We start from the raw sequence: 15,696 nt of genomic DNA, 5'->3' as shown, positions 1-15,696 counted from the left end.
GGAGCGATCCTTGCGATCGTCCGCTTCTGGTGTCACGCGACGTCAAGGGCGAACGCGAGGTTCGCCCCTACACTGTTGCGAGCCAATGATCCAGTTCCGCCAGGGCCCGTTCCGCAAGCCTTCCCCGGCGCTCCTTCTTCTTCACTTTCCCCTCGAGGGGCGGGAACAGCCCGTAGTTTACGTTCATGGGCTGAAAGTGCCTGGCCGGCGCCGTGGTGATATGGGCCACCAGCGCGCCCAGGGCGGTGGTCGGTGGCGGGACTGCCGGTTCCTCGCCCCGCACGAGCCGGGCACTGTTGATGCCGGCCAGGAAACCGCTGCCCGCCGATTCCACGTATCCCTCCACCCCGGTGATCTGGCCGGCGAAGAAGGTGCGGGGATCGCCCTTGAGCCGGAAGGTGGGCTCCAGCAGGGTCGGCGCATTGATGAACGTGTTGCGGTGCATGGAGCCGAGCCGGACGAACTCGGCGTTCTCCAGTCCGGGGATCATCCGGAAGACCCGCCGCTGCTCGGGCCAGGTGAGCTTGGTCTGGAAGCCCACCAGGTTGAACAGGGTCCCCTCCCGGTTCTCGGCCCGCAACTGCACCACCGCGTGGGGCTCCCGGCCGGTGCGCGGGTCCGTGAGCCCCACCGGCTTCAGGGGGCCGAAGCGGAGGGTTTCCCGCCCCCGTTCCGCCATCTCTTCGATGGGCATGCACCCCTCAAAGTGTACCACCTTTTCAAAGTCCCTGGCCGGCACCTTTTCCGCGGCAAGAACGGCATCAACGAACCGCTCGTACTCCTCTTCGGACAGGGGGCAGTTCAGGTAGTCGTCGCCGTCCCCCTTGCCGTAGCGGGAGGCCCGGAAAACCTTGCCCGCATCGAGGGAATCGGCCGCAACGATGGGAGCGATGGCATCGTAGAAGTAGAGGCTGTCGCCGGTGATCTGCTTCAGCCGCTCGGCCAGGGCGTCGCTGGTCAGGGGGCCCGAGGCGATCACCAGGATCCCCTCGGCGGGAAGCTCCGTCACCTCCTCCCGCACCAGCTCGATCAGGGGATGCCCTTCGATCCGCTCGGTCACGTAGGAGGAAAACAGCTCCCGGTCCACGGCCAGGGCGCCGCCTGCCGGCACCCGGGTGGCGTCGGCAGCGGCCATGACGAGGGAGCCGGCCCGCCGCAACTCTTCCTTGAGGAGCCCCACGGCGTTCTCCAGGGACTCCCCCCGGAGCGAGTTTGAGCAGACCAGCTCCGCCAGCCCGGACAGGTGGTGGGCCGGCGAGTAGCGCTGGGGCTTCATCTCCCGCAGGACGACCCGCACGCCGCGCCCGGCGATCTGCCAGGCGGCCTCGCATCCCGCCAGGCCGCCGCCGATGATGGTGACGGCACCGGTCACGGGGACGGGTCCCCGCCGGCGGGAATCTCGAACTTCTGGAGGGGGTGGCCGGCCAGGAGCCGGGCCTTTCCCTTCTCCTCGTCCCAGAGGGTCAGATACCCCTTCCAGCCGCTGTCGAGCAACTGGCGGATGTGGGCCACAACCTCCCGGGAGGGTGGCACGTGAAAGGCGTTGTACCCCGAGAAGCCGCCGGGCGGAATGAGCCGGTAGGCGCCGCATCCCCGCACGACGCTCCGCTTGACGATGGTGGGCAGGGCGAAGGTCCAGATCTGCTCCTCGTACTTGGTCCAGCCGCAGATGGGGCACATGACCCGCCGGGAGCTCGCCTCGCCCCAGCACTCGGTATCGATCCGGGCATAGGCGAAGCGGCACTGTTCACAGGCTTCATGCATATCGGCAAGCATCATGGGATCCCCTTATCGACCACGTTCCGTGCGAGAAAAAGGCGGGGATCGCTCCCCGCCCGGTCGGCCACGTGATTACTTTTTCCCTTCGGTCCGGTAGTCGCATCCTTCCTTGGGACACTTGAGGAACTCCCCTTCCCGCTTGTAGACCTTCTTCACCAGCAGCGGGAAGCCGCACGTGGGGCACGGCCCCGGCTGGGGCGGATCCCAGAGGGCGAACTTGCACTGGGGGTAGCGGTTGCAGGAGTAGAACATCTTGCCGTAGCGGGACTTTTTCTCGGTCAGCTCCCCTTCCTTGCACTCGGGGCAGGTAAGGCCGGTCCCCTTGGGCTTTACCAGGGGCTGGATGTTCTTGCAGGCGGGATAGGCCGAGCAGGCCAGGTACTTGCCGAAGCGCCCGTCCTTGATGAGCATGGGGCTGCCGCACTTGTCGCACGTTTCCTCGGACAGGACCGGCTCAGCCTTCTCCTTCCCTTCCCCCTGGTCGATGTTGCGGGTATAAGTGCACCCCTCCTTGTAGCCGGAGCAGGCGATGAACTTGCCGCGCTTGCCGAGCTTCACCACCAGAGGTTTTCCACAATCGGGGCATGCCTCGTCCGTGGCCTCGGTGGTGAGGTCCGCCTTGCTGACCTCGCCCTCCTTCTGCCTGAGCAGCCCCTGGAAGGGCTCCCAGAACTCGCGCAGCAGCGGCTTCCACTGTTTTTCCCCCCGGGAGACCTGGTCGAGCTCTTCCTCAAGAGTGGCGGTGAAGTTGTAGTCCACGTACGTGGTGAAATGGTTGGTCAGAAGATCATTAACCACCATCCCCACATCCTCGGGGATGAAGCGCTTGCTGTCGAGGCGGGCGTACTTGCGCTCCAGGAGCGTGTTCATGATGGAGGCGTAGGTGGAGGGGCGCCCGATGCCGTATTCCTCCAGCGTCTTCACCAGGCTCGCCTCGGTGTACCGGGGGGGCGGCTGGGTGAAGTGCTGCTCCGGCAGGAGCTTCAGGAGCTTAAGGAGCTCCCCCTCCGTGAGGGGAGGAAGGGTCCCCTCCTTCTCTTCGGCCTGATCGTCCACCCCTTCGATGTACAGCTTCATGAAGCCGGGGAAGCGGATCACCGTGCCGGCGGCCCGGAAGCGGTAGCCCTTGCCCGCGCCGATATCGACGGAGGTCTGGTCCAGGAGCGCCTCGGCCATCTGGCAGGCCACGGTCCGCTTCCAGATCAGGTCGTACAGCTTGAACTGGTCCGAGGAGAGGTACTTCTTCAGCTCCGCGGGAGTACGGGCGATGGAGGTGGGACGGACCGCCTCGTGGGCCTCCTGGGCGTTCTTCGCCTTGTTCTTGTAGAAGCGGGGCTTGGCCAGGGCGTATTCGGGACCATACAGGGAGGTGATGACCTGGTGGGCCTCCTGCAGGGCCTGGTTCGACAGCACCACGCTGTCGGTACGCATGTAGGTGATGAGACCCACGAGCCCCTCGTCGATGGCGACCCCTTCGTAGAGCTTCTGGGCCGTGGACATGGTCTTCTTGGCCGAGAACCCCAGCTTGCGGGCCGCCTCCTGCTGGAGGGTGGAGGTGGTGAACGGCGGCGCCGGCGTCCGCTTGCGCTCGCTCTTGGTCACCTTGTCCACGGTGTAGGTGGCGTTCTCCAGGGCCGTCACGAGCCGGTCGGCGGCCGCCTGGTCGGGGATGTCGAACTTGTCGAGCTTCTTCCCCTCGGCTTCGACCAGGTTGGCGGTGCACTTCTGCCCCTTTTCCTTGGCCAGCTCCGCGCCGATGGTCCAGTATTCCCGGGACTGGAACGCCTGGATCTCCTTCTCCCGCTCGCAGATGAGCCGCAGGGCCACCGACTGGACCCGGCCGGCGGAAAGGCCGTAGCGGATCTTCTTCCAGAGGAAGGGGGAGAGGTTGAAGCCCACGAGATAGTCGAGGATGGAGCGGGCCTGCTGGGCGTCCACCAGATCCTGGGAGATGGTGCGGGGATTCTCCACGGCGTGGACGATGGCGTCCTTGGTGATCTCGTGGAACACCACCCGCCTGACCGGCACCGGCGGCTTCTCGGGCTTCACGCCCAGGGCCGCCAGCAGGTGCCAGGAGATGGCCTCCCCTTCCCGGTCGGGGTCAGTGGCCAGCAGGAGCGAATCGCTCGCCTTCAACTCCTTCTTGATGGCGTCGATGTGCCGCTTGCTCTCGGGCAGGACGGCGTAGCGGGGCTCGAAATCGTGTTCCACGTCCACGGAGCCCTGCTTGCTGGGCAGGGCGCGCACGTGGCCGTAGGATGCGAGCACCTTGTAATCCGGGCCGAGGAACTTCTCTATGGTCTTAGCCTTGGCAGGAGATTCTACTATGACGAGATGTTGGGACATAGACGGTACCGTTGTCAGTTAGCGTGAAAAAACTTGCCGGGAAGCTGAGTTACGACTCCCTTCAGTTCCAGGCGCAGTAACATAGCCGAAACCTCCCCCACTGTCAACGCGCTTTTGGCAATGATCTCGTCAATGTGGAGGGGATCGGCGCCGAACATCGCCATCAGGGCAGCCTCGCCGGCGGGAAGCGGCGGCAAGAACGGCGCAGCCGCGACCGCGGCCGCAGCGCGGGGGGCAAGCTCTTCCAGGATATCCCCGATCCCGGCCACGAGCTTGGCACCTTCCCGGATGAGCCGGTTGGTGCCGCTGCTGCCGCTGCTCGTGATGTTCCCCGGAATGGCGAAGACGTCCCGCCCCTGGTCCAGGGCCATCTGCGCCGTGATGAGCGAACCGCTCCGCTCGGCCGCCTCCACCACCAGGACACCGCGGCACATGCCGCTGATGATCCGGTTGCGGCGGGGGAAATTCTCGGCCAGGGGGCCGTGCCCAGGGGGAACTCGGACACCAGGGCTCCCCGGTCGGCCACCCGGGCGAAGTCGATGCCGCACCCCAGCACGCCGACGGTCTTCCCCTCCCCGGCCAGGCGCCCTGGTGTGCCGCGGTATCGATGCCCCGGGCCATGCCCGAAACCACCGCCACCCCGCGGCGGGCAAGGTCCTCGGCCAGCCGGGCCGTGACGGTCCGACCGTAGACGGTGGCCCGGCGCGACCCCACCACGGCCACGGCGGGCTCCAGCCCCGTCGGGTCGCCCTTCACGTAGAGATAGGGGGGCGGGTCGGCAATCTGGAGGAGAAGCGGCGGATAGTCCGGGTCCCGGATGGTGACGATGCGGACGCCGGCGCGCCTGACCCGCTCGCACTCCGACTCGGCAAAGGAGCGGGGATCATGCCCCCGGATGGAGGCCGCGACCGCTGGGCTCACGCCGCGCACGGACGCAAGCTCCGCGTCGGAGGCCCTGAAAACCGCCTCGGGAGAGCCGAACCGCTCCAGCAGCCGTCGATAGAGGACATTCCCCACCAGGGGGACCGATCTGAGTGCGAACCAGTGATACATGGGAGTGGGAAGGCGGCAGGCCCTTTCATGCCGGAGACGGGGGATGCGAAACGGGGACCGGCCGTGCCGGTCCCCGCAATGCTGCCTACCTGGCGGCCCGGACCTCGACCCGGTCGCCCCGGTAAATGGTATCGATGCTCTTCACCACCAGGGCCGTCGACGTGGTCTCGCCGCTGGCCACCACCACCAGGGCGCCGATCACCTCGGGCGGCAGCTTTTTCACGGAGATGTCGGCATACTGCTGGTCGGGCACCACGTCGCGCAGCACGTAGAACAGGTATCCCGGCTGGGCGCCCTGGCTTTTCCCCAGGTCTATGAAGACGAGATCGCCTTCGCTGATGGCCTTGTTGCCCCCCTGGGAGTCCACGATGAAGCCGTCCATATCCTGCTGGGCCGCCTTCAGGGGAACCAGGCGCCGCTTGTCCCGCCAGGGGAGGATGAGGGAGCCCGGCCCGATCTCCTGGTAGGACTTGGTCACGATTGCCTTGGAGGCCTTTCCTTCCACCTCGGTGAGCTGGAGGGTGCCGAGGGGGATCATCTTCTCACCCAGGATCACGTTCGTGACCGGGTGGCTCACGGCATCGAGCTTCTTGTAGACGGAAAACCGGTCCCCCACCCTGGCGCCCTGATCCGCGCCGATGTCCACGTAGACGATGTCGTCCTCGCCCACGATCACGCGGTTCTGGCTGGTGGTGATGATCCTGCCGGCGGGCTTGAACCCTTTTTCCACCAGATAGCCTTCGCTGCCGCTCACCAGGAAGCTCCGCTCCGCCACCGGCTCCTCGGAGGGGCGGGGCGACGGCGCCGCCTCGGGCGTGGCGGGCATGCGCGGCTCGATCTCGATCCGGTCGGGATAGACCCGGACCCGCTGGCCCGGATAGATGAAGTGGGGGTTGCCGATGGCAGGGTTCCTGGCCCAGAGGTTCGGCCAGTAGTAGGGGTCCTTGAGAAAGCGCTCGGACAGTCCCCAGAGGGTGTCACCCTTCTGGATGACGTAGACCGTCGGCTCCTCGGCGGCAGCCAGCACCCCAAGGGGAGCGACAAGAGATAGGGCGAGAAGCAGGGAAGCAGCCAGCATCCGTTTCATGGTCACCTCGCGGCCCCGTCCGTGAAGGGGCACCTGATGCGCCGGCAGGGCGAACGCCGGCATGGGTACGGAATCACTGTTTTTTCGAAGCCGCAGCAGCAAGCCGTTCGCGGGCCTTGGCCGCGGCGGGGCTCCGGGGATACCTGGCGGCGAGCGATTCGAGGATCTCCCGGGCCCGTTCCGGCTCCTTCAGGGCATAGAGCGTGTAACCGCTCTTGAGGAGGGCGTCGGGAACCTTGTTGCTCGCGGGGTAGCGTTCGGCCACCAATCTGAAGGCATCCAGCGCTTGGGGCAGATCGGAGCGCGAATAGTGGCATTCGCCGATCCAGTAGAGGGCATTGCCCGCGTACTCGCTGTCGGGATGTTCCGCGAGGAATGCCCGAAACGCCTCCACGGCGGCGGTGAAATTGTTGGCGCTGTAGAGGCCGAAGGCCTTCAGGTAGGCTTCGGGGGGGCCGTCCTTTTCACGGGGCGCGCCGTCGCGGCTCACCACCTCGATGCGGGATGGGATACCGGCCGCGGGGGCGACCTGGACGAGGCGCTCGCTGATGTTCGCCTGCAGTTCCCGCTGTCCGGCCCTGAGCTGCTCGAGCTCGGCGCCCTGGGCGGCCAGGCGCTCGCGGAGCGCGGTCACCTCGGCCGAAAGTTCGGCGAGGCGCACGCCGGAGGTGGTGCTGGCCTGATGCAGGTGCTCCAGGCGCGTCTCCATCTCCGACTGTTTCCGCACCATCACATCCTGGCCGGCGCAACCGGCGGCCGTCACAAGACAGAATCCGGCAACAGCGTGTCTGAGCAGGTTCATGGACCCTCTCCCCGGTGAACTCTCCGGAGAGTTAATGACATTTCCCCTTGTTTGTCAAGGTCAAAGCCGTGACCGGACGCATGCGTTACCTATGGATATATTCACGTAATTTTGTTGATTACGTTCGCGTTGAATGTGCTATAACCATCGATCAGCGAGACAGCATCCGGCAGAGTGAGCGCCCACAGGACCGCACATGAAGATTTCCTTTGTCATTCCGGTGCATAACGAGCAGGACAATCTCCTCCCCCTTTTCGACGAGATCACCCGGATGGCAGATGCCGAACGGTACGAATACGAGGTAATCTTCGTCGACGACGGCAGCCGCGACGGCAGTCTCGGGGTACTCAAGGCCCTGGCGCGGGAGTACCCGGCCGCCCGCTACCTATCGCTGGCAGCCAACCGGGGCCAGTCCGCGGCCCTGGGGGTGGGCTTCGCCCATGCCGCCGGGGATGTCATCATCACCATGGACGCCGACGGGCAGAACGACCCGGCCGATGTGCCGGCCATGATGGCCCGTTACGGCGAAGGCTGCGACATGGTGACCGGCTGGCGCCGCAACAGGCGCGATACCCTGTCCAAACGGCTGGGGAGCAGGATCGGCAACGGCATCCGCAATCGCCTCACCGGGGAGAGCATTCACGACACCGGTTGCTCCCTGAAGGTCATGCGGGCGGACATGGTGAAGCGGATCAAGATGTTCAAGGGGATGCACCGCTTCCTGCCGACCCTCATGAGGCTGGAGGGGGCCCGCGTCGTTGAGATGGAGGTGAACCACCGCCCCCGGCGCCACGGCACGTCCAACTACACCAACTGGCGGCGGGCCAGGGAGGGGTTCTTCGACCTGCTGGCGGTGCGCTGGATGCAACGGCGGTATCAACCGGCAACCATAGGAGAAAGACATGTCTAAGGCGGCGATGCTTACCATGGGAATCGGTTTCGCCGGACAGGCCCTGTTCTTCATGCGCTTTTTCGTCCAGTGGATCCATACCGAACGCCGGAAGGAAAGCGTCATTCCCGAGGCGTTCTGGTACTTCAGCATCATCGGCGGGTTGTTCCTGCTGGTCTACGCCGTCATAAAACAGGACCCGGTCTTCATCGTGGGACAATCCACCGGCACGGTCATCTACCTGCGCAACCTCTACTTCATCCGCAAGAACAAGAGGAAGGACGTGATCGATGCGCTTGAGTCGTAGGGCGCTCCCCTTCCTGGCCATCTACTTCCTGATCCTCCTCTACCCCGGGTCGGCCCTCCACCTGAGAGAGTCCACCGAGGCCCGCTACGGCGAAATCGCCCGGGAGATGGTAGTGACCGGGAACTGGCTCGAGCCGCACCTGAACGGCATCAAGCACTTCCACAAGCCCCCCCTGTCCATGTGGGGAATGGCCGCCGGCATGGAGATCTTCGGCATCAACGGCTTCGGGGTCCGCTTCTTCGGCATCGTTGCCGCAACGGCGGCCCTGGCCGCCCTGCTCGGGACGGCCCGCATCTTCCTCGGCAACGGGGACGAGGCGATCAATGCCATGCTCATCTGCGGCACATCGCTCCTCTTTCTCTCCTCGTCGCGGGTGGTTTCCACCGACATCTACCTGGCCTGCTTCACGGCCCTGGCCCAACTCATGCTCTTCCGCCAGATGTACGGCGAGCGCAGCTTCTGGAACGCCCCCCTGTACGGGCTGTTCCTGGGCCTCGGGTTCCTCACCAAGGGGCCGATCATCCTGCTCTTCACCCTGCTCCCCTTTCTGGTGGCCAAGACCTTTGACCGCGATCACCGCAACGTTTTCACCTGGCGCGAGGTGGCCGGGGCAGCCGGCGCCTTTGCAGCGGTAGCGCTCCCCTGGTATCTGGCGGTGAGCATCAGCAATCCGGAGCTTCCCGACTACTTCCTCAAAGTCCAGACCGTGGACCGGGTGGCCACCAACCGCTTCGGCCGGGACAAGCCGTTCTGGTACTTTTTCGTCATCTTCAGCGCCACCTTTTTCCCCTACACGCTGTTCCTGGCCCGGGGCGTCGCCGGATGGAAGCAGCTCGACGGACGGATCAGGACGCTCTTCGTCTATATCGTGGCGCCGCTGGTGGTGTTCTCCCTGGCCAAGAGCAAGCTGTCCGCCTACATCCTCCCCTTTTACGGCACGGCCTCGATCATAACGGCGTACGCGCTGGCCCGGTTCGAGACGGCCCGGCTGCGCGCCGCCACCCTGGTCATCCTCACTCTGGCCGCCATTGCGGCCGGCGGGACCGGCTTTTTCTACAAGCCGGCCGCCCCCCTGAAGCTCCAGCTCCTCCTGTACGGCGCAGCGCTCCTCGTCCTGTGCGCCTACCTCTGGAAGAGCCGCCTCTCGCCCCAGTTCGTCAGGAACACGGCCCTCTATACCCTCTGCCTGTCGGTGACGGTCTACAGCGCCATGACGCATCTGGGCCCACACCTTAAGGGATACGGCGACATGGTCGCCGCCATCGACCGCATCGACCCGGAGCACAAGCGCGACATCCTGATGTACGGCACGTTCATCCCCTCGCTCTCCTTCTACCGGAACCGGATCGCCGCCATGGGGCTCGTGACCGACCGGGATCTCCGCTTCGAGGAGGACGGCTCCCGCCGGGACATCTACCTTCCCACCGATGCCGACGTGGAGCGGTTTCTGGCCGCACGGGGCGAAATCTTCGTGGTGACCGACCAGGGCCAGATGGATCAGTTCCGGCTGAAGCACGCCTGCTCCGTCACGCCGGTCTTTGTCCAGCGCAAGCACACGGCCTATCTCTGCCGAAGGGAGCCTCCCCCGCCACCGGTGCCCTGATCCGCCCTCTTTGTTCTCGTTCTTCCATCAAAGTGTTCTGCCGGGGACGATGACTGTGATATCATCCCGGCCACACGAACCTTCAGCGCGGAGCAGTCATGCAGATCCCCGAACTCCTGGCCCCGGCCGGGAACCTCGAAAAACTCAAGGTGGCCATCCACTACGGCGCCGACGCCGTCTACCTGGGCGGTGCCCGCTTCGGCCTGCGGAGCCAGGCCGACAACTTCACTCCCGCCACCATGGCCGAGGCCGTGGCCTATGCCCACGACCGGGGGGTGAAGGTCTACCTCACGGTCAACAGCTATCCCGACACCGACGAACTGGAGGAGCTGGACAGCTACCTGGAAGAGGTGGCGCCGATCCCCTTCGACGCCTTCATCGCCGCCGATCCCGGGGTCATCGCCACCATCCGCCGCATCGTCCCGGAATGCACCATCCATCTCTCGACCCAGGCCAATACCACCACCTGGCGCAGCGCTCTCTTCTGGCAGCAGCAGGGCATCAGCCGCATCAACCTGGCCCGGGAGATGTCCCTGGAGGCGATCCGCGAAACCCGCCGCCACGTGTCGGCCGAACTGGAGGTCTTTGCCCACGGCGCCCTCTGCGTGGCCTATTCGGGACGCTGCCTCCTCTCCGCCGTCATGACCGGCCGCCATGCCAACCGGGGGGAGTGCACCCATCCCTGCCGCTGGAGCTACGCCCTGGTGGAGGAACGCCGACCCGGCGAGTATTACCCGGTCACGGAGGATGAAAACGGCACCTTCATCTTCAACTCCCGGGACCTCTGCCTCATCCGCCACATTCCCGAGCTGGTGGAGGCGGGAGCCGACTCCCTCAAGATCGAGGGGAGGATGAAGGGAATTCACTACGTGGCGTCGGTGGTGCGGGTCTATCGGGAGGCGCTGGACCGCTATGCCGCCGACCCCGCCGGGTACGCGTTCCGCCCCGAGTGGCTGGAGGAGCTGTCCAAGGTGAGCCACCGGGGATACACCACCGGCTTCCTCCTGGGCCGCCCCGAGGCGGCGGACCTGGAGTACGACTCCCGCTACCTGCGCAGCCATGACTTTCTCGCCGTGGTGGACGAGATCCTTACCGACGGCACCGCCGTCCTCGCCGTCCGCAACCGCATCCGGCCCGGCTGGACCATGGAGCTGATGGGGCCGGGCATGCGCTCGGACACCTTCACGCTCGACACCTTCACCGACCAGAACGGGGCTCCCCTGGCCGAAGCCCACCCGAACCAGCGGATCCGGGCGACACTCCCCGGTGCGGCCGCCCCCTGGGATCTGCTGCGGCGGGAACGGGACGACTGAGGTCGCCATGGAACGGCCCACCATCGCCATCAAGGTCGATGCCGACACCTTCGTGGGGACCCGGGACGGCATCCCGCGCATCCTCGACATCCTCGGCCGCTTCGGGGTCAAGGCGACATTCTACTTTTCCCTGGGTCCCGACAACACCGGCAAGGCGGTGCGCCGCATCATCACCCGGCGGGGATTCCTCCGGACCAGCCTCCGGCTCAACGCACCGGCCCTGCTGGGGCCGCGGACCCTTCTCTCGGGACTGCTGATCCCGCCCCCCATCATCGGCAACCGGCTCGCCGACACCATCCGGCTCACTGCCCGCCTCGGCCATGAGGTGGGCATCCACGGCTGGGACCATGTGAAGTGGCACGACCTTCTTCCCTGGATCCCGAAAAAAATGATCGCCCTGGAACTGGGCCGCGCCTGCGCCCTCTTCGAGGAGGTGATGGGACGGCGGGCCCGGACCGCCGCGGCGCCCGGCTGGACCGTGAGCGCCGACTCCCTTGAAATCCAGGACTCCATGCTCCTGTCCTTCTGCAGCGATTGCCGGGGACGGACCCCCTTCTACCCGGTTGTTGACGGACGGCGGTTCGGCACCCTCCAGGTGCCCACCACCCTGCCGACCCTTGACGAACTGCTGGGCGGGGGGATCGTTGCGGAGCGGGAGGCCGTGGACCGGCTCATGGGCCTGGTGGGGCCGGGGCTCAACGTCCACACGGTGCAGGCCGAAATCGAAGGGAAGCGCTATGCGCCGCACCTGGCGTCGCTGCTGGACCGGCTCACGGGAACCGGCGCCCGCTTCGTCACCCTGGGCGAAGCCGCGGACGAGGCCAAGCGGGCAACCGTGCCCGTCTGCCGGCTCACCATGGAGGAGATCCCGGGCCGTCCCGGGCGGGTGGCGGTTCAGGGCGAGGAATGGAGCGAACCGGGGCCGGCGGCCGGAGAACCGTGATTTCCGGCGTTGATCACCAGAGGAGCATTGGGGAGGGAGCCATGACGTCATTTACCGCCTTCGCGCTGCCGGGCGAACTGGACCTGAACCGGCTGGCCGCCGGCCTGGGCTTCCCCCGGCGCTACCGGTGGGAAGAGCCCATGGTGCTCGACCAGGCGAGCCTCAAGCCCCTGTCGGGGGACCAGGGCACGACCAAGAGGGTTTACCTCTATTTCTTCGGCGGGGTGGTCTTCGTCAACTGCACGGAGGAGGAGGCAAGGGCCTTTTTCTGGAGTATGGCGCACTACGCGGAGCCGTTCAAGAGCGTGCCGGACGAGAAGTACCGGGACGACTACGCCCTGGCCCTGGGGGAGAGCAGCGGACCTGCCGTGACCAACGACCTGGCGACCATGCCCGTGTATGACCCGGCCTACGTGGACACCATCTGCTTCGTCATCGCCAAGTCTGTGGCCCTGGAGCGGATCGAGGAGCGGGTCGACCAGGTCCTGGATGAAATGGAAACCGTCATCGGCATGCTCGACCGGGGCAAGCTGGGAATCTCGGACCGGCGCCTGGCAAAGCTGGCGGCCAACGTCCTGACCTACAAGTACCAGTCCATCGCCCACGTCATGGTCCTGGAAAAGCCGGAATTCACCTGGGAGAACCCCGAGGCGGACCGCCTCTACCTGACCATGGCCAACGTCTTCGAACTGAACCAGCGCTACAACGAGATCAAGCACAAGGGAGAAACGCTCCTGGACATCACCGGGGTCTTCACGAGCCTCGCCCACGCCCGCCGCGCCTCCCGCCTCGAATGGACCATCATCATCCTGATCTTCATCGAGATCGTCATCTACCTCTTCGAGCTGGCCCGCTAAAAGCCGCCCGACAGGGCATGCCGCTCCGGCGGGCACCCGGCCGCGGCCGGCAGGGAAAACGGCTTGTGGCATGCACCGCAGGTGACGGTGCCCGTCGTGAATTTCTGCTGGAGCGTCTGGTTCCTGGTGTCGCACCAGTCGCAGTACCAGGCATAGTAATCGCCGAGTGGAATAATGTTCATCGTTGAACCTCCTGACGTGTCATGATCCCACTATAGACGTTCAACACTGCGATTTCGTTACGATGCGCACACAATTACGAAAATACGGAGGGGAGAGGGTCAGGCGAGGGCGCTTTCGGCCACCAGCAGGAGGCGCTTCCTGAAGGCCTCCTCGAAGAGGTCTCCCTTGATCTTGCCGCCGAAGAGCTCCACGGAGATTTCCTCGCGGCTGGCAAGGGTAAGGATGAAGGTGCCGTCGGAAAGGGAACAGGTAAGGCCGGAGACCAGGCTGTTGCGGCGACGGTCGAGGCCGTCGGCGAGCCGCAGGATGCCGCCCAGGCGCGCCACCAGGAGCCGGTCCGGCTCCGCCAGGCGCATGTACGACTCGTGCTTCTTCTTGGGAAGGGCCTTGCGGTGGTAGCGGGCCGCTGAGGCGATCAGTTCCCGCTCCCGGGGGGTGAAGCCGAAGAGGTCCGCGTGGCGGATCAAATGGTATGAATGCTTGTGGTGGCTTGAGTAGTTGATGAAGTAGCCCACGTCGTGGAGGATGGCCGCCGCTTCCAGGATCCGGCGGGCCCCCTCGCCCATGCCGTAGACCGGCTCCAGGGAATCGAATATCTCCAGGGAAAGCCGCGCCACCTGGAGGGCATGCTCTTCGTCCGTGTGGCAGGAGCGGGCGAACTCCAGCACCGACTCGCGCCAGGTGAGGGTAGTTTCCATGCCGGGAATCAGGCCATGGGTCCGCAGGGCCCTGATGATGAGCCCCTCCCGGATTCCCCGCTCGTTCACCCGCAAGAGGTTCACGTCGAAGAACCTCATGAGCTCGTCCACCACCGTGACGCCGGCAGTGATGATGTCGGCCCGGTCAGGGTTGAGCCCCGGCACCTCCCGGCGGGCCTTGAGGTCCTTGCGGGAGAGCATGGCCAGCAGGTGCACCACCTCCGACCGGAGCACCTCGTAACGGTGGACCGATCCGTAGCCCTCCCCCCGCATGGCCATGACCATGGCGGCGATGGACGTGATGGTGCCGCCGGAGCCCACCAGGCTCTGGAGGTGTCCCCGCTCGGCGCCCAGCGACTCCTTCAGCGCCGCGCGCACGTGTTTGCGCAGCCTGTCCAGGTCAGCCTGGCGCAGGGGATCGCTCCGGACGAAGCGCTCGGTCAGGACCACGGCCCCCAGCTCCAGGGAGTGGATATCCTCGATGTGGGTCCCGAGCGCCGTGACGATTTCCAGGCTGCCGCCGCCAATGTCCACCATGGCGTAGCGGACCCCTTCCATATCGAAATGGTTCCGCACCGAGAGGGCGGCCAGTTCCGCCTCCTCCTCGCCGCTGATCACCGCCACCCTGACCCCGACCGCCTCCCCCACGGTCCGGATGAACTCCTCGCCGTTGGCGGCACGGCGCACGGCGCTGGTGGCAACCGCCTCCACCACCTTGACCCCGTAGCCGTCCACGATCTTCTTCATCCGGCCGAGCGCCGTCACGGCACGCTCCCAGGCAGCCGGCGAGATGGTGCCGCTGGCGGCCATCCCCTCGCCCAGGCGCACGGTGGCTTTCTCGTCGTCCAGAACGCGGAATTTTCCGTTCCTGGTCACCTCCACCACGATGCAGCGGATGGAGTTGGTCCCGATATCGATGGCGGCCAGCCGGTTGTGGGTCACAGCGCTCTCCTCACCTGTTCGCCGATGGCTTCGAAGGGGGTCTCGGCCAGGAGCCCGGCAAACAGCGCGAACTGCCGGTGCCGTTCCCCCGCGATATGGGTCAGGATGACACACTCATCCGCCGATGGCAATCCCTCGTGCCGGACGATGCCGGCAAAGACGTCCAGGTCGTGCATGGTGCCGAGAACGTCCTGGTAGGCCTTGATCGCGGCATGGAGGGCGGCGAAAGCGTCTCCCGGCAAAAAGGAGAGGATTTCCAGGCGGTAGCGGTAGTGCTTCACCGCAATCCTCAAGCGGTGCTGGGCCTCCACGTCAGCCTCGCGGCAGGCATCGGGCACCAGGGCAAGCACGTGGTCCAGGCGCTCCCGAAGGCGATCGGCGGCAAAAGCGGCAATGGTCGTGAAGGGGTCGATGCCCGAAGGGGGCGGCGAGAAGAGGGCCGGGCTCGCAACAATACGGGCCAGGGCCTCGCGGGTGCGGCGGGGGTCCAACTCCCGGAGTCCCCGCCGGAGCTGCCGCCGTTGCTCCCGGCGCAGATCCTCGTGCCGCGCGATGATCCGCGCCAGGTGGCGGCCGGCGCTCCCGGCAGCCGCCACCGCCATGCGCCGGAAAAAAACGAGGGCCTCGTCGGTGTTGCGCAGGGCGCCCAGGAGCCGGGTAACCTTCCTGACGCCCCGGGCCGCGCGCCGGACGGATTCGGGGCGGTAGGCGGCGGCGAACAGGAGGAATCCCTCCCGGAGCCGCCGCGAGGAGACCCGAAGGTCATGGATGTCCTCCGGGTCGAACGTTTCCGCCGCCCTGCGCCACCGGTCGAAGAAATCGTCAACCCGGCCGGCCAGAAGGGCCCGAGCCGCTATCCAGAGTGGAGTGTGACCGCTGATCCGCATGAGACCG

General features: G+C 66.0%; 14 protein-coding genes and 1 pseudogene. 6 read left to right on the top strand and 9 right to left on the bottom strand.

Translation table 11 applies throughout. From position 1 onward, the window contains the following. Positions 1 to 67 precede the first annotated feature (67 nt). The 6 genes and pseudogenes from gid to A2G06_04880 all read right to left on the bottom strand — a co-directional run bounded on the left by gid (position 68) and on the right by A2G06_04880 (position 7,067). Positions 68 to 1,372 (bottom strand): tRNA (uracil-5-)-methyltransferase, encoded by a 1,305-nt coding sequence (gid, locus tag A2G06_04905; GenBank protein ID ANA39800.1) that lies wholly within the window; start codon positions 1,370 to 1,372, stop codon positions 68 to 70. Then, on the bottom strand, positions 1,369 to 1,779 hold the full coding sequence (locus A2G06_04900) for a hypothetical protein (GenBank protein ID ANA39799.1): 411 nt from the start codon (positions 1,777 to 1,779) through the stop codon (positions 1,369 to 1,371). Before A2G06_04900 ends, gid begins: the two co-directional genes overlap by 4 nt. 72 nt (positions 1,780 to 1,851) lie before the next feature. Next, the gene (locus A2G06_04895) at positions 1,852 to 4,125 is read right to left on the bottom strand and encodes a DNA topoisomerase I (GenBank protein ID ANA39798.1); all 2,274 of its coding nucleotides are present in this window, start codon (positions 4,123 to 4,125) and stop codon (positions 1,852 to 1,854) included. Between the two features lie 14 nt (positions 4,126 to 4,139). Further along, positions 4,140 to 5,178 (bottom strand): annotated as a pseudogene (locus tag A2G06_04890) (DNA processing protein DprA). Positions 5,179 to 5,263: 85 nt separating this feature from the next. Beyond that, on the bottom strand, positions 5,264 to 6,265 hold the full coding sequence (locus tag A2G06_04885; protein ANA41594.1) for a peptidoglycan-binding protein LysM: 1,002 nt from the start codon (positions 6,263 to 6,265) through the stop codon (positions 5,264 to 5,266). Between the two features lie 73 nt (positions 6,266 to 6,338). Further along, complete coding sequence (locus A2G06_04880) at positions 6,339 to 7,067, bottom strand: tol-pal system protein YbgF (GenBank protein ID ANA39797.1); 729 nt, start codon at positions 7,065 to 7,067, stop codon at positions 6,339 to 6,341. 196 nt (positions 7,068 to 7,263) lie between these two features. Here A2G06_04880 and A2G06_04875 point away from each other — a divergent pair, with 196 nt between their 5' ends. From A2G06_04875 to A2G06_04850, 6 genes are all read left to right on the top strand, one after another. Next, on the top strand, positions 7,264 to 7,977 hold the full coding sequence (locus tag A2G06_04875; protein ID ANA39796.1) for a glycosyl transferase: 714 nt from the start codon (positions 7,264 to 7,266) through the stop codon (positions 7,975 to 7,977). Next, positions 7,970 to 8,263, top strand: coding sequence for a Lipid A biosynthesis, N-terminal (locus A2G06_04870; GenBank protein ANA39795.1), 294 nt, complete (start codon positions 7,970 to 7,972; stop codon positions 8,261 to 8,263). Before A2G06_04875 ends, A2G06_04870 begins: the two co-directional genes overlap by 8 nt. After that, positions 8,247 to 9,866 carry a glycosyl transferase gene (locus A2G06_04865; protein ID ANA39794.1) on the top strand — a complete coding sequence of 540 codons (1,620 nt, stop codon included), beginning with the start codon at positions 8,247 to 8,249 and terminating at the stop codon, positions 9,864 to 9,866. The genes A2G06_04870 and A2G06_04865 overlap by 17 nt, the downstream gene beginning before the upstream one ends. 98 nt (positions 9,867 to 9,964) lie before the next feature. Continuing rightward, a complete protein-coding gene (locus A2G06_04860; protein ANA39793.1) occupies positions 9,965 to 11,179 on the top strand; it encodes a peptidase U32 in 1,215 nt (404 codons plus the stop codon). Positions 11,180 to 11,186: 7 nt separating this feature from the next. After that, on the top strand, positions 11,187 to 12,122 hold the full coding sequence (locus tag A2G06_04855) for a polysaccharide deacetylase (GenBank protein ID ANA39792.1): 936 nt from the start codon (positions 11,187 to 11,189) through the stop codon (positions 12,120 to 12,122). Positions 12,123 to 12,163: 41 nt separating this feature from the next. Next, positions 12,164 to 12,979, top strand: a complete 816-nt coding sequence (locus tag A2G06_04850) for a hypothetical protein (GenBank protein ANA41593.1) — start codon at positions 12,164 to 12,166, stop codon at positions 12,977 to 12,979. Here A2G06_04850 and A2G06_04845 read toward each other — a convergent pair. From A2G06_04845 to A2G06_04835, 3 genes are all read right to left on the bottom strand, one after another. After that, entirely contained in the window at positions 12,976 to 13,161 is a 186-nt protein-coding gene (locus A2G06_04845; protein ANA39791.1) for a hypothetical protein, read from the bottom strand. The two genes, A2G06_04850 and A2G06_04845, sit on opposite strands and share 4 nt — an antisense overlap. 99 nt (positions 13,162 to 13,260) lie before the next feature. Beyond that, complete coding sequence (locus tag A2G06_04840) at positions 13,261 to 14,802, bottom strand: exopolyphosphatase (protein ID ANA39790.1); 1,542 nt, start codon at positions 14,800 to 14,802, stop codon at positions 13,261 to 13,263. Continuing rightward, positions 14,799 to 15,689 (bottom strand): metal-binding protein, encoded by an 891-nt coding sequence (locus A2G06_04835; protein ANA39789.1) that lies wholly within the window; start codon positions 15,687 to 15,689, stop codon positions 14,799 to 14,801. The genes A2G06_04840 and A2G06_04835 overlap by 4 nt, the downstream gene beginning before the upstream one ends. Positions 15,690 to 15,696: the final 7 nt, after the last annotated feature.

Source organism: Geobacter anodireducens, from assembly GCA_001628815.1.
GTDB lineage: Bacteria > Desulfobacterota > Desulfuromonadia > Geobacterales > Geobacteraceae > Geobacter > Geobacter anodireducens.
This window is presented reverse-complemented; position numbering and strand designations above follow the sequence as displayed.